10 protein-coding genes are annotated in these 13,922 nt (G+C 64.1%); 8 read left to right on the forward strand and 2 right to left on the reverse strand.

Features of this window, described 5'->3' with window-relative positions:
• Positions 1-180: 180 nt before the first annotated feature.
• Positions 181-2,673 carry a DNA helicase PcrA gene (gene pcrA, locus CPI83_RS08075; RefSeq protein WP_020970358.1) on the forward strand — a complete coding sequence of 831 codons (2,493 nt, stop codon included), beginning with the start codon at positions 181-183 and terminating at the stop codon, positions 2,671-2,673.
• A gap of 78 nt (positions 2,674-2,751) precedes the next feature.
• Here pcrA and CPI83_RS08080 read toward each other — a convergent pair whose 3' ends face one another.
• The gene (locus tag CPI83_RS08080) at positions 2,752-3,774 is read right to left on the reverse strand and encodes a M23 family metallopeptidase (protein ID WP_020970357.1); all 1,023 of its coding nucleotides are present in this window, start codon (positions 3,772-3,774) and stop codon (positions 2,752-2,754) included.
• Positions 3,775-4,006: 232 nt separating this feature from the next.
• Here CPI83_RS08080 and CPI83_RS08085 point away from each other — a divergent pair, with 232 nt between their 5' ends.
• From CPI83_RS08085 to sucD, 3 genes are all read left to right on the forward strand, one after another.
• Positions 4,007-5,848, forward strand: a complete 1,842-nt coding sequence (locus CPI83_RS08085; RefSeq protein ID WP_232816883.1) for a hypothetical protein — start codon at positions 4,007-4,009, stop codon at positions 5,846-5,848.
• A gap of 179 nt (positions 5,849-6,027) precedes the next feature.
• Positions 6,028-7,197, forward strand: a complete 1,170-nt coding sequence (gene sucC, locus CPI83_RS08090; RefSeq protein WP_019744753.1) for an ADP-forming succinate--CoA ligase subunit beta — start codon at positions 6,028-6,030, stop codon at positions 7,195-7,197.
• A 15-nt stretch (positions 7,198-7,212) separates the two neighbouring features.
• Positions 7,213-8,115, forward strand: a complete 903-nt coding sequence (gene sucD, locus CPI83_RS08095) for a succinate--CoA ligase subunit alpha (RefSeq protein WP_003946432.1) — start codon at positions 7,213-7,215, stop codon at positions 8,113-8,115.
• Positions 8,116-8,157: 42 nt separating this feature from the next.
• Here the strand turns inward: sucD and CPI83_RS08100 are convergent, their stop codons facing one another.
• A complete protein-coding gene (locus tag CPI83_RS08100) occupies positions 8,158-8,793 on the reverse strand; it encodes a YigZ family protein (protein WP_020970355.1) in 636 nt (211 codons plus the stop codon).
• A gap of 86 nt (positions 8,794-8,879) precedes the next feature.
• On the opposite strand from CPI83_RS08100, the gene CPI83_RS08105 reads away from it, so the two are divergent.
• The 4 genes from CPI83_RS08105 to purH all read left to right on the forward strand — a co-directional run bounded on the left by CPI83_RS08105 (position 8,880) and on the right by purH (position 13,876).
• A complete protein-coding gene (locus tag CPI83_RS08105) occupies positions 8,880-9,932 on the forward strand; it encodes a DUF5336 domain-containing protein (RefSeq protein WP_021332301.1) in 1,053 nt (350 codons plus the stop codon).
• A gap of 121 nt (positions 9,933-10,053) precedes the next feature.
• On the forward strand, positions 10,054-11,598 hold the full coding sequence (locus tag CPI83_RS08110) for a DUF6350 family protein (protein WP_097387061.1): 1,545 nt from the start codon (positions 10,054-10,056) through the stop codon (positions 11,596-11,598).
• Positions 11,599-11,688: 90 nt separating this feature from the next.
• On the forward strand, positions 11,689-12,324 hold the full coding sequence (gene purN, locus CPI83_RS08115; RefSeq protein ID WP_044479389.1) for a phosphoribosylglycinamide formyltransferase: 636 nt from the start codon (positions 11,689-11,691) through the stop codon (positions 12,322-12,324).
• The gene (purH, locus tag CPI83_RS08120) at positions 12,317-13,876 is read left to right on the forward strand and encodes a bifunctional phosphoribosylaminoimidazolecarboxamide formyltransferase/IMP cyclohydrolase (RefSeq protein WP_003946407.1); all 1,560 of its coding nucleotides are present in this window, start codon (positions 12,317-12,319) and stop codon (positions 13,874-13,876) included. Before purN ends, purH begins: the two co-directional genes overlap by 8 nt.
• Positions 13,877-13,922 lie beyond the last annotated feature (46 nt).

Genomic DNA, 13,922 nt, shown 5'->3' on the forward strand with positions numbered 1-13,922 from the left:
GGTCCGGGGCACGTAAAGTAACGCCACAGCGGGCCGACGAGGTCGGCCGTGTTGTCGCGAACGGAAATGCTGAACATAGCGTCCAGTTTGCCATGCTCGACACAGGTAATCCAAGTGCCTCTACCAGCAGGTGGACGCACTGACGACCGTGTCGGTGGACGCCGGTAGCGTGGACAGGCGATGAACACGTACCCAGCACTCGGTGAGCACGACGGACATTCCCAGCACGACGGGGGCGGCGCGCGGGGACATGGCGCGGGTTCGGACGCCCTCCTCGAGGGTCTCAACCCGCAACAGCGCGAGGCCGTGGTCCATGCCGGTTCGCCGTTGCTGATCGTCGCGGGCGCCGGCTCGGGCAAGACGGCAGTACTGACGCGTCGCATCGCCTATCTGCTGGCCGAACGGGGTGTCACCCCCGGTCAGATCCTGGCCATCACGTTCACCAACAAGGCTGCGGCCGAGATGCGCGAGCGTGTGGCAGCCCTTGTCGGACCGCGTGCCAACGCCATGTGGGTATCGACGTTCCACTCCAGTTGCGTGCGCATCCTGCGAGCACAGGCGGCGCTCCTGCCCGGTTTGAACTCGAATTTCTCGATCTACGATTCCGACGATTCGCGTCGACTGCTGACGATGATCTCCAAGGACCTCGAGCTCGACACCAAACGATTCTCCGCGCGGCTTCTCGCCACTCACATCTCCAACCTGAAGAACGAACTCGTCGGACCGGAAGAGGCGGTTGTCGCAGCCGATCAGGATCCGGCCGAACTGCCGCGACTGATCGCCAAGGTCTACGGCCATTACCAACAGCGGTTGCGTGCGGCGAACGCACTCGACTTCGACGATCTCATCGGTGAGACCGTTGCGCTTCTCCAGGCGTTTCCCCAGATCGCCGAGTACTACCGCCGCCGCTTCCGTCACGTGCTCGTCGACGAGTACCAGGACACCAACCACGCGCAGTACATGCTGGTGCGTGAACTGGTCGGCGGTGCCGGAGAGTCCGACCATGCCGTTGCCCCGGCCGAATTATGCGTCGTCGGTGACGCCGATCAGTCGATCTACGCATTTCGCGGAGCCACTATCCGCAACATCGAAGAGTTCGAACGCGACTACCCGGACGCTCGGACCATCCTTCTCGAACAGAACTACCGTTCGACGCAGAACATTCTGTCTGCGGCCAACTCCGTGATTTCCAAGAACACCGGCCGACGTGAAAAGCGTCTGTGGACCGATTCGGGTGAAGGCGAACTGATCGTCGGCTACGTTGCAGACAACGAGCACGACGAAGCATCGTTTGTCGCCTCGGAGATCGATCGGCTGGTGGACCAGGGCGAGACCAAGTTCGCCGACATCGCGGTGTTCTACCGGACCAACAACTCCTCACGCGCGCTCGAGGAGATCTTCATTCGACTCGGTGTGCCGTACAAGGTGGTCGGCGGCGTTCGCTTCTACGAGCGCAAGGAAGTTCGGGACATCGTCGCGTATCTGCGCGTCCTCGCCAACGAAGACGACACCGTGAGCCTGCGACGCATTCTCAACACGCCACGACGCGGTATCGGTGATCGAGCCGAAGCCTGTGTCGCCGTGCACTCCGAGCATCGCAACATCAGCTTCGCCGCCGCTCTCCGTGACGGCGCGGAAGGCAAAGTGGCGCTGCTCAATACGCGGTCACAGAAGGCCATCGCGTCGTTCCTCGAGATGATGGACGGGCTGCGGGCCCTGCTGCCGACAGCAGCCGCCGACGAGGACGAACCCTTCGAACTCGGTGACATCGGTGAGGTCGCCGAGGCAGTGCTCGAGCGAACCGGCTACCGCGCCGAGCTTGCGGCCAGCAGCGATCCACAGGACGGCGCGCGACTCGACAACTTGAATGAACTTGTCAGCGTGGCAAGAGAATTCAGCTCCGACGCACGAAACGCGGCCGGGCTGATCGATCCGGACGACGAGGAAACCGCAGCAATGCGTGAAGGCGAACCCGATCCGGGTTCGCTTGCCGCCTTCCTCGAACGGGTATCGCTTGTCGCCGACGCCGATCAACTGCCGGACTCCGACGACGGCGTCGTGACGATGATGACGCTTCACACCGCCAAGGGCCTCGAGTTCCCGGTCGTCTTCGTCACCGGTTGGGAGGACGGGCAGTTCCCGCACATGCGCGCCCTCGGTGATCCGGCAGAGCTGTCCGAAGAGCGTCGACTCGCTTACGTCGGCATCACCCGCGCCAGGCAGCGCCTGTACCTGACGCGCGCGATCATGCGTTCGGCTTGGGGACAACCGATCCAGAACCCGGCGTCGCGGTTCATCCAGGAGATCCCGGAGGACCTGATCAATTGGCGCCGTGAGGATCCGGGCACCGGTGGTGGATTCGGAAGCGGCAGGCCGGGTTACGGCAGCGGAAGCCGATACGGCAGCCAGGGCGGCCAGGGATACGGTGGCGGGCAGAACTACGGGGGAGGGTCCGGCAAGGCTGCGTCGACTCCCAGTTTCGGTGCCGCGCGTGGCCGCAACAACGTTCTGGTCCTTGCCACGGGTGACCGCGTCAGTCACGACAAGTACGGTCTGGGCACCGTGTTGGAAACCAAGGGCACTGGACCCACCGCGACGGTCACCATCGACTTCGGTAGCGCGGGCAAGGTGCGGTTGATGCTCATCGGCGGTGTGCCGATGGTCAAGCTGTAGAAGACAGACAAAAAACTTCCGGCCCGTACCTGGAAAGGTGCGGGCCGGAAGTTTTTGTCAGAAGCGTTGGGCTTGCGGTCAGTCCTGCTCGATACCGAGGCTGATGCCGCGTGATGCGAGCCAAGGGAGGGGGTCGATCTTGTTCTCGCCGGCGAGGTGAACCTCGAAGTGAAGGTGCGGGCCGGTGGAGAAGCCGCGGTTGCCGACAGTGGCGATCTGGTCGCCGGCCATGACCTGCTGACCGACGGTGACGGTGGACGTGTCGATGTGGCCGTAGACGGTGATCGTTCCGTCTGCGTGCTGTAGGCGTACCCACATGCCGAATCCGGAAGCCGGACCTGAATCGATGACCTTGCCGTCGGCGACTGCGACGATGGGCGTCCCGATCGGGGCGGCGATGTCGACGCCGGCGTGCAGGGTGCCCCAGCGGGTGCCGAAGTTGGACGTGAACGTGCCGACTGCCGGCAGGACGAACAGCGGGCGACGGGCAGCTGCTTCGCGTGCTGCGCGCTCGTCACTGAAACGCTGGCCCTTGGCAAGCAGGTTGCTGAACTGGGAGAGGTCGGTCGGTGCTGCGACGTTGAGGACCTGGGGAGCGTCGGCCTCGGTGGTGGCTGCCGTGGAGGTGGCCGGAGCGAACTGAGCGGCCTGCGGTTCTGCGGTGGTGCCGATCGCGGAGGACTCGTTGGCGAGTGCAACTTCCGAGTGGTCGGCGGCGGAAGAGGAACCGTCGTTGACAACTGCCTGGCCCGCGGCGACAACTGCGCCGGCTGCAACTGCCAGAACGGCGGCGCGGCCCTTGAGAGCAGAGGGAGGGGTGGGGAGTCGGTGAGCACCGCTGCGGCGAACCGGAGATTCGACATCGACTGTCGGTGCGGAAGAGGCGTAAGTGGGGGTGCTGATGACGTCGGACTCGACGAACTCGTGAGAGTCGGAATCTGACGACGTGGAGGATGAATTTCGAGTGAACATATCGGTAGAGATCTCAGAACTTTTGGTCTCGGTGTAACGCCTGGCCGAGTGCGTTGGATAAGTGGTCGTGACCTCGTCTGGAGCTGAGTTCGAGAACCTACTAGCGGTGAACTGGCTGCGGTGATGCATATGCCGGTTCTCTCCTCGAGTTCGTGATCAGCCCGTGACTTAGACCGACTGACGGTAACGAAATGATTGCGATGGGCGCAAGCCGTAGCGGAAACCTGTCCGATTATGTGACGTGCCTCACAGCTTGACCTGGGAATATGTCGATACGGGCAAAACGGACGAATCATCTCGTTTCGTGATCACGCGTGTCACAACCGGATCACCGGTCCATTCAGGCACTACCGTCGATCGAGTGTCCACAACACCTGGAACTACGTCGCAGGCGCGTTTCGACGACCCCGGAGTGAAGTCCGGGGCGCCACTAGCGGCGGTAATCGGACTGCTCGGTGCCGTCGGAGTGGCGGCCAGTCCCGTCGTCGGAGTCGGGAGTGGCCGCGGGGTCGACACGACGGGGGCTCTTGCTTCTGCCGCTCTCTTCGCGGCCGTCTGCACGATCATCGTGCCGTTGGTTGCAGTGCTCACCTCGGGCCGCAGGCCCGCCTTGGCCGGTGGACTCCTGGCCGGTATCGGGGCGGTGTCGCTCGGAGCGGCAATTCTCGACGTCCAGTTGTTCGTCGACGCAATCGATGCAAACCGCTTGGACCTTTTCCGTCCGATTTCGGCGGGTTCGATCGATGCGGGTCCTGGCGCTTATCTTGCGCTCGCGGGACACTGCATTCTTGTCCTGTCCGGGGTGCTCGGACTTGTCGCCGTCCATCGTGAATCGGAACGGGACGGATACGGCAGCGCTCGCGCCGCGGAATTCGACGGGCGATCGGTTGGCGGACGGATCGGCGCGTGGCCGACAGCGCTGCTGATTCTGGCCGCAGTGGTTTTCGTGCTCTCCCTGTTCGGTCCTTCCTTCAGTTCGCAGGATCCGATCTTTCTGGTCAAACCGCTCGTCGACTCTGCGTCGGCCACTGCCGTCGGTACAGGATTGGTCGGCGTCGCGGTGCTCGTTGCGGTCGCGGCGGCATTGACGTCCATCTCCCTACCGGTGGGCTGCGGCGCCCTGATCGGTGTCGGTCTCGGCGCACTCGCAGTCAGTGGAACCAGGGTGATGGCTGGGTTCGCGGCCGGCGATCGGATCGGCGTCGGTTCGGGATCCGTGGTCGGGGCACTGGCCGCCGTGGTCATCGTCGTGATCGGAGTTTCAGCGCCTTACCTCGCATCCAGGCGTGAAACGGATGCGATTCCCGCTGAAAGTGTGGTCCGCGCGCCTGCGAAGACAACAAAGGGTGCGCTCAAAGCAGCGATGGTGGCTCAGTCCCGGGCGGCGCAAGCGCGGGTCGACAGACTTCACCGCGTCGCCGGTACCGCCGCAATCATCACTGCGGCTGTTGCGGGCGTCGGCTCGGCTTTGCCTGTCCTGTCGTTGCCGGACGGAATCCCGGAGCCGTCGATGCTGTCGTCTCGAGTTGTCCTGCTCGCGGCTGCCGTATTGCTCCTCGCCGCGCTGGGCCTGTTTGCCCCGGGCCGCGCCGCCGTGGTGCGTCCGGCCGTCGGAGTGCTGTGGACCACCGTCGTGATGGGCGTCGCGGCTGTCATGCAGTCGGCGGTCATCGCGACGGACGTACCAGGCGTCGGGTTAGGTGCCGGCGCCTTCGTGCTTTGTGGCGCGGCTTTCCTCGCTGCGGCGACGGGACTGCTCGTCTGGCTGGCGGGAAGCGCAGAACGTGAAGACGTCGACACGTCGGTAGACGGCGGTTCGAGAGGGCTGGTGCTTCTCGTCGGTGGGATCGGCGCAGTCGCTGTCCTGATCGGGACCGCGCTTCCCCTCTATCGGGGTGACGCCTACACAGCGGCGTCAGTTCTGGAGTGGCCGTGGGGAATTGACGTCTGGGGGCAACTGCTCGTCGGCGTGACCGTCGTGATTGCCGCGGTGATCGCAGCGTCTGCGCGGCCGGCTCGAGGCGCGGCATTGCTGATCGGATCTGCCGTGGCAGCTCTGGTGTACGTCAGTGAGTGGCCGCTCACCTCATCGCGCATATCGGACGCAACCGTGGGGGTGGGTGCGATCACAGCGGCCACGGGCATAGTGTTGCTTCTCGTTGCAGCGTTCTCGAGCGCAAGAATCAGTGAGACTGATGCTTGACAAATTCGGTGTGGCCACCTTGCTCGATCGGTGAGGCGTGCCTCATTGCGCATTTGCGCGTGACTTGGGCCACATAGCATCAGTGCGGGCGCAAACCGAACGCGGCAACTGGTTAAAGTCCAGAACAGACCCGCTCCTACCCCTCGAGCGGGTGACAACGCAGACGAGACGGTGAGCAGATGGATCTCTTCGAATACCAGGCGAAGGAACTCTTCGCCAAGCACGGAGTGCCGACTTCGGCTGGACGTGTTACAGACACAGTCGCCGGCGCACGCGAGATTGCCGAAGAAATCGGTAAGCCCGTGATGGTGAAGGCACAGGTCAAGGTAGGCGGCCGCGGCAAGGCCGGTGGCGTCAAGTACTCGCCCGACGTGGATGCCGCAGTGGCAAACGCCGAGGCAATCCTGGGCCTGGACATCAAGGGCCATGTCGTCAAGAAGCTGCTGGTCGCAGAGGCAAGTGACATTGCCGAGGAGTACTACATCTCCTTCCTGCTCGACCGCACCAACCGCACCTACCTGGCCATGTGCTCGGTAGAGGGTGGCGTCGAGATCGAGGTCACCGCCGAGGAGAACCCCGACGCTCTCGCCAAGATCCCCGTCGACGCAGTCAAGGGCGTCGACCTCGCGTTCGCGCGCAGCATCGCCGAGGCAGGAAAGCTGCCCGCAGAGGTGCTCGACGCAGCGGCCGTCACGATCCAGAAGCTGTGGGAGGTCTTCATCAACGAGGACGCACTCCTCGTCGAGGTCAACCCCCTCGTTCGCACGCCTGACGATCAGATCCTCGCCCTCGACGGCAAGGTCACCCTCGATGAGAACGCAGCGTTCCGTCAGCCCGGCCACGAGGCATTCGAGGATCGCGACGCTACCGATCCCCTCGAGCTCAAGGCCAAGGAAAACGACCTCAACTACGTCAAGCTCGACGGTGAGGTCGGAATCATCGGCAACGGCGCAGGCCTGGTCATGTCCACCCTGGACGTCGTCGCATACGCCGGCGAGAACCACGGTGGCGTCAAGCCCGCCAACTTCCTCGACATCGGCGGCGGAGCTTCCGCTGCAGTCATGGCTGCCGGCCTCGACGTCATCCTGAACGACGCACAGGTCAAGAGCGTGTTCGTCAACGTCTTCGGCGGCATCACCGCGTGTGACGCAGTTGCCAACGGCATCGTCGGCGCACTGAAGACCCTGGGCGACGAGGCCAACAAGCCGCTCGTCGTTCGCCTGGACGGAAACAACGTCGAAGAGGGTCGTCGCATCCTCGCCGAGGCCAACCACCCGCTGGTCACGGTCGTCGCAACCATGGACGAGGCCGCCGACAAGGCCGCCGAACTCGCTCACGCAGCGAAGTAAGGGACTCACAGAACAATGGCAATCTTCCTCACCAAGGATTCAAAGGTCATCGTCCAGGGCATCACCGGCGGCGAGGGCACCAAGCACACCGCTCTGATGCTCAAGGCCGGCACCCAGGTCGTCGGCGGCGTCAACGCTCGCAAGGCCGGCACCACGGTCTCGCACGTTGCTGCTGACGGTTCCCCTGTCGAGCTCCCCGTCTTCGCGACGGTCGAAGAGGCAATCAAGGAGACCGGCGCAGACGTCTCCATCGCATTCGTTCCCCCGGCCTTCTCGAAGGACGCCATCGTCGAGGCCATCGACGCGGAGATCCCGCTCCTCGTGGTCATCACCGAGGGCATCCCGGTTCAGGACTCCGCTTACGCTTGGGCGTACAACGAGTCCAAGGGCAAGAAGACGCGCATCATCGGACCGAACTGCCCCGGCATCATCACCCCGGGTGAGGCCCTCGTCGGCATCACGCCCGCCAACATTGCAGGCACCGGCCCCATCGGCCTGGTCTCCAAGTCGGGCACCCTGACCTACCAGATGATGTACGAACTCCGTGACTTCGGCTTCTCCACCGCCATCGGCATCGGCGGCGACCCGGTCATCGGAACCACCCACATCGACGCCATCGAGGCGTTCGAGAAGGATCCCGAGACCAAGGTCATCGTGATGATCGGTGAAATCGGTGGCGACGCGGAAGAGCGTGCAGCCGATTACATCAAGGCCAACGTCACCAAGCCGGTCGTCGGCTACGTGGCTGGCTTCACCGCTCCCGAAGGCAAGACCATGGGCCACGCAGGCGCCATCGTCTCCGGTTCCTCGGGAACGGCTCAGGCAAAGCAGGAAGCTCTCGAAGCTGCAGGCGTGAAGGTCGGCAAGACGCCGTCCGCCACTGCTGCTCTCGCTCGCGAGATTCTTCAGTCCCTGTAAGGGGCTTCGCCCCCGTGCGTGGTTAGGGAGTCTCCGGACTCCTTAACCACGCACAGTGGTATCGACCCACATCGACCCGGCAGGTTCCAACTGCCCGGCACCGGATGTGATGGATGCGACGATCGAGTCGAGATCGTCGGCGTCACCGGCGGCGAGCGTCATCACCGCCTTCGATCCGTACGTAGTTCCGAGCACCGAGACGCCCCGCGCTCTCAGTTCCGCTTCCACCCGACCTGCCTCTGAGTGCCGGATCGCCAAAGTGCGCAGGATCTTCCTCTCCCTGGCCACAAGCTCGGCCGAATCGAGAGCAACCGAGACGGCTCCCGAATACGCGCGGACCAATCCACCGGCGCCGAGCTTGATTCCGCCGAAGTAGCGCGTGACGACAACAATCACATCGACCAGATCTCGAGACTTGAGAACCTGAAGCATCGGCACCCCGGCAGTCCCGCCTGGTTCGCCGTCGTCGTGTGCACGCTCGACGCGTGAGTTCGCTTCGTATCCGATCACGAAAGCCGAACAATGATGGCGCGCATCGGGATACAGCGACTTCTGCTCCGCGACGAACTCCGTGGCGGCTTCGGCGTCGTCGATCCGGCGAAGCGCGGCGATGAATCGTGAGTGCTTCACCTCGGTTTCGACGACATGGTCGGCGCCGGGCGCGAGGGTGAAGGGCATCTGCCCATTGTCTCCTGTCGGTGTTAGCGTGCGAAGTCGAGACACATACGCTGGTAACCATCGAAGACCGTCTACGAGGAGAAGTCATGACGTTCACGCCGCAAGGGCCCAGCTTCGGGCCACCGAATCAGCCGGCAGCGGGCGGTGGAACCAAGAATCTCGGATTCATCCTGCTCATCGCCGTCGCGGCACTCGGCCTGATCAATTTCCTACTCGGTTTTGCGCCTTTCACGTCGATCAGTGGAAGCAGCAGCGGCATCGGTAGCGGTCTGGACACCAGTTCGAGCTTCTTCGAGTCGAGCATCTACGGCCTCGGATTCGTTTTCGCCGGCGGTGTGGTCGCAGGCGTATCGCTCCTCCCGAAGCAGTCGTATGCAGGCATTGCCGCAGCGCTCACCCTCACGGGTTTCTTCGCTTTGGTGTTCGCCGCGTTCTCCGTAGGTACCAGCGACTACGTCGACATCAGCCTCGGTTGGGGTCTGATCATCGTGCTGATCCTCTCGTTCGTGCAGACGGTCGTCGCAGTCGCCGCGTTGTTGTTCGAGATCGGAATCCTGAAGGCTCCCGCGCCGCGTCCGGTAGCTCAGCAGTACGGTCAGCCGCAGGGCTATGGCCAGCCCCAGGGCCAGGCGCCGGGCCAGGCGCCAGGTCAGCCACAGGGATACGGACAGGCTCAGTACGGCCAGCCGCAGCAGGCTCAGCAGCCGGGCCAGTACCAGCAGAACCCGCAGTACGGGCAGGCGCAGCAGCAGGGATACGGGGGAGCGCACGCCGCCCCCGCCGACCCGACTGCTTCGCAGCCGCCTTACGGCCAGACTGCGTCTCCCTACGGTCAGAACCCGGTGCAGAATCCCGCACAGACCGACTCGGCCGCGACGACGTCGTCTTACTATCCGCTGACCTCGCAGCCCGCGAGTCAGCCGAACCCGAGTTACTCGTCGGATCAGTTCACCGCTCCGCGCGGTTACGGCCAGCCGTACAACCAGCAGCAGACTGGCTCGACCGAGCAGCCGACGGGCTTCGAGCCGCCCACTTTCGAAGCGCCGACGCCGTCTGCTGAGCCTGACCAGGGCAGCAGCGATTCCGCGGCCGAGACCAAGGTCTTCGGGTCGCAGAACCCCGACGAGCGTCAGCAGTAGTACTACTTCGTTTCACGAACATGAATGTGGCCTCCGACCCGCTGCGGGTGGAGGCCACATTCCGTGAGCCCGACGGCGCGCCTGAGTGCGCGGCGCACTATCGAGTGAAACCCTCGAGGGGATGAGTTCTTTGATTGATGGCACCCGGTCCCGTCCCGCGTCCTCACGACCCGGACGTGGTCGTACTGGCGGCGGCCGCGTCGGCGGCGGTCGCCCGGCACCGAACCCGGACCTGGCGCGCAAGCTGCTGACGGTCGCCTTCCGGCCGTCGGGTCTGACGATGCTGCTGATCGCGGCTGTCGTTGTGGTCACCTTGGTATCGGCGAGCAGCGACCTGACCGGAACCTTCGGCGCCATTGCCACCACATGGTTGGTCATCCACCAGGTGCCGGCGACTATCAGCGGCGTCCAACTCGGTGTACTGCCGTTGCTTCCGACGGCCGTCATGATGTGGGTGGTTGCACGCCGATGCGCGTCGACTGCGGTGCACACCGACTCCCGTGACGACACCCTCCGCCTGGTGGGGGCCGCGGTGGCCGGACCGTTGACTATCACGGCAATCGCTCTCGCCGTGGTCGCCGACGCCTCCGCAGCCATTCCGCTGTCGAGCCCCAACACGTTGGCAGCTTTCGGCTGGGTCGCCGGGATTCACCTGATCGCCGCGTCCGTCGGTGTTGCTGCTGCGCACTGGGATCGCGTCGTCGCCGAGATTCCGCCGTGGGCATCTGCCGCTCTTCGACCGGCAACGGCTGCGTCGGCAGCGCTGTTGGCTGCGGGCGCCGTGGCCGTCGTGGTGTCACTACTCGTGTCGTGGTCGACGGTCGGTGACCTACTCGCGCGCGGCAACGGGTTTGTCGGCGTACTTGGATTAACGGTGTTGTCGCTGCTCTACCTGCCGAACCTCGTGGTCGGCGCAGCCGCGGTGATGACGGGATCGACGGCCGATTTCGGCAATGTCTCCATCAGCGTGTTCGGCAACATCGGCGGTGACCTGCCACCCTTGCCCCTTCTCGGAGCGATTCCGGAAGGCGTCGCCGGTGGAATCTGGCCCGTGTTGTTGATCGTTCCGGCAGCGGTGGGCATGATGCTCGGCCGTGATTGCGCTCGACGCATCGCCGGGCAGGACAGCGTGCTCGCAGTGCTGACGGCAGCTGCCGGTGCCGGCTTCGTCATGGCGCTGCTCGCTCTTGCTGCCGGGGGAGACCTCGGGCAGTTCGGCACCGTGGAGGTCCTGTGGTGGGGCTTCGGTCTTCTGACTTTTGCGTGGCTGGGATTGTTCGGAACGGTCTCGGCGCTGTTCGCGATGTGGTTCTCACACCGCGGACACATGAAGGACGAGGTTGCGCCCCCGACGGCTGAACCGGCTCGAACAGTCGAGCCCGAACTTGCGATCACGGCTGCGGCCACACCGGAAGACGAGGACGACGAGAACACGGGCGAAGTGCTGGCCCAGGAATCTGCGGTCGTTGTCACCAAGGTCGTCGAAGCGGAAATCGTCGAGGAATCAGGCGAACCCGTGCAGGTAGTGACAGAGGAAACCGTCGAGATCGAAGTAGTCGACGCCGAGGTTGTCGCGGCACCCGAGGCGGACCCCACAGCCGACTCCCCAGCCGGGGCCGAGCCGGAGACCGACCTGCCCTCGAAGCCGCAGAAGTCCAGCGACTAGGCTGTCATGCGGCCGATACTCCGGCCGCATCATCTTCCAGTTCTCAGGAGTAGTGCGCTGACTGCCTCGGCCGACAATCCGCAGCCGACAATGCCCGATGGGGTCCAATTTCGCGACTCGATCGCGCGGGTAGTCGTACTCGCTTCCGGCGCGGGAACCCTGCTGACTTCGCTGATCGACGCTTCGCACGCCGAGGGATACCCCGCCGAGATCGTTGCCGTCGGTGTAGATCGTGACTGCCTCGCCGCCGAGCACGCTGCGGATTCGAAGATCCCGTCCTTCAAGGTCTCGATCAAGACTTATGAAAATCGTGCCGCCTGGGACGAGGCGCTGACAGCAGCGGTGGCCGAGCACGAACCCGATCTCGTGGTCAGTGCAGGCTTCATGAAAATCCTCGGCCCCAGCTTTCTCGCGCGTTTCGGCGGCCGAATCATCAACACTCATCCCGCGTTGCTGCCTGCCTTTCCCGGCGCGCACGCGGTTCCCGACGCTCTGGCGTACGGCGTGAAGGTCACCGGTTCCACGGTGCATCTCGTCGACGGCGGAGTTGATACCGGGCCGATCTTGGCGCAGGAAGCTGTGCCGGTGCATGACGACGACACCGAGTCTTCGTTGCATGAACGCATCAAAATTGTGGAGCGACGGTTGTTGGCGGACGTCATCGCCGCTGTTGCTACGCGCGGAGTGGTTTCCGATGGACGAAAGGCCGTGATCCCCAGTGAGTGAACGCAAGGCTGTGCGCCGTGCACTTGTCAGCGTCTACGACAAGAGTGGTCTGATCGAGCTGGCCACGGGCCTGCACGAGGCCGGTGTCGAGTTGGTCTCGACCGGTTCGACCGCGTCGAAGATTGCCGACGCCGGAATCCCCGTGACGCCGGTCGAGGCGCTGACCGGATTCCCGGAATGCCTCGAAGGCCGTGTGAAGACGCTGCATCCGCGCGTCCACGCCGGCGTCCTCGCTGATACCCGCAAGCCGGATCACCTCGCTCAGCTCGAGGAACTCGGCATCGCGACCTTCGAATTGGTCGTCGTGAACCTGTACCCCTTCACCGAGACGGTTGCCTCGGGCGCTAGCCCGGACGAGTGCGTCGAGCAGATCGACATCGGCGGCCCGTCGATGGTGCGTGCTGCAGCCAAGAACCATCCGTCGGTTGCCGTCGTGGTCGATCCGGCTCGTTACGCCGATGTCCTGACTGCCGTTGCCGGTGGCGGATTCACCTTGCGTGAGCGCACTGTGCTTGCGGCGCAGGCGTTCCAGCACACTGCGTCGTACGACGTCGCTGTTGCAAGCTGGATGACGAGCACGATCGCAGCTGACGAGGACGGTTCGCTGTTCCCCGCCTGGGTCGGTGCTACCTGGAACCGCAGCGCTGTCCTTCGCTACGGCGAGAACCCGCACCAGGACGCCGCGCTGTACGAAAACCCGGCTGCGCCTGCAGGTTTGGCTCAGGCAGAGCAGTTGCACGGCAAGGAGATGTCGTACAACAACTACACGGACTCCGACGCAGCGTGGCGCGCAGCGTACGACTTCACTGATCCGGCCGTCGCAATCATCAAGCACGCCAACCCGTGTGGCATCGCCATCGGGACCGACATTGCCGACGCCCACCGCAAGGCGCATGCATGCGATCCGGTCAGTGCATTCGGTGGTGTCATCGCAGCCAACCGTGAGGTCACCGTCGAACTGGCAGAGCAGATCGCCGATATCTTCACCGAGGTTGTCATCGCGCCCTCGTACGAAGACGGGGCTGTCGAGGTTCTGCAGCGTAAGAAGAACATTCGTGTTCTGAAGGCTGCGGCTCCGACCGCTACCGGAATCGAACTGCGTCCGATCTCTGGCGGTACCTTGCTCCAGCAGCGCGACGTTCTGGACGCTGACGGCGACAACCCGGCCAACTGGACTCTCGCCAACGGTGAGGCTGCAGATGCCGAGACTCTCGCAGACCTCGAATTTGCTTGGCGCGCCAGCCGATCGGTGAAGTCAAACGCGATCCTGCTGGCCTCCGGCGGCGCGTCCGTCGGCGTCGGTATGGGCCAGGTCAACCGCGTCGATGCAGCGCATCTTGCTGTTCAGCGAGCCGGTGACCGCGTCGTAGGGTCGGTTGCGGCCTCGGACGCGTTCTTCCCGTTCCCCGACGGTTTGCAGGTTCTTCTCAACGCCGGCGTCAAGGCTGTTGTGCAGCCGGGTGGTTCGGTTCGCGACAACGAGGTGATTGCCGCAGCCAAGGAAGCCGGTGTCACTCTTTATCTGACCGGTGCGCGCCACTTCGCGCACTGATTCCCTGCTTCGGTAGCGGGCCTCGACTCCTCAACGGGAGTTCGGG

Origin of the sequence: Rhodococcus sp. H-CA8f (genome assembly GCF_002501585.1) — a bacterium.
GTDB classification, from domain to species: Bacteria; Actinomycetota; Actinomycetes; order Mycobacteriales; family Mycobacteriaceae; genus Rhodococcus_F; species Rhodococcus_F erythropolis.

Bases quoted from the DNA above. Each gene is read 5' to 3' on its own strand.
- pcrA (WP_020970358.1), top strand. From the start codon at position 181: ATGAACACGTACCCAGCACTCGGTGAGCACGACGGACATTCCCAGCAC.
- CPI83_RS08080 (WP_020970357.1), bottom strand. From the start codon at position 3,774: ATGCATCACCGCAGCCAGTTCACCGCTAGTAGGTTCTCGAACTCAGCT.
- sucC (WP_019744753.1), top strand. From the start codon at position 6,028: ATGGATCTCTTCGAATACCAGGCGAAGGAACTCTTCGCCAAGCACGGA.
- sucD (WP_003946432.1), top strand. From the start codon at position 7,213: ATGGCAATCTTCCTCACCAAGGATTCAAAGGTCATCGTCCAGGGCATC.
- CPI83_RS08100 (WP_020970355.1), bottom strand. From the start codon at position 8,793: ATGCCCTTCACCCTCGCGCCCGGCGCCGACCATGTCGTCGAAACCGAG.
- CPI83_RS08105 (WP_021332301.1), top strand. From the start codon at position 8,880: ATGACGTTCACGCCGCAAGGGCCCAGCTTCGGGCCACCGAATCAGCCG.
- CPI83_RS08110 (WP_097387061.1), top strand. From the start codon at position 10,054: ATGAGTTCTTTGATTGATGGCACCCGGTCCCGTCCCGCGTCCTCACGA.
- purN (WP_044479389.1), top strand. From the start codon at position 11,689: ATGCCCGATGGGGTCCAATTTCGCGACTCGATCGCGCGGGTAGTCGTA.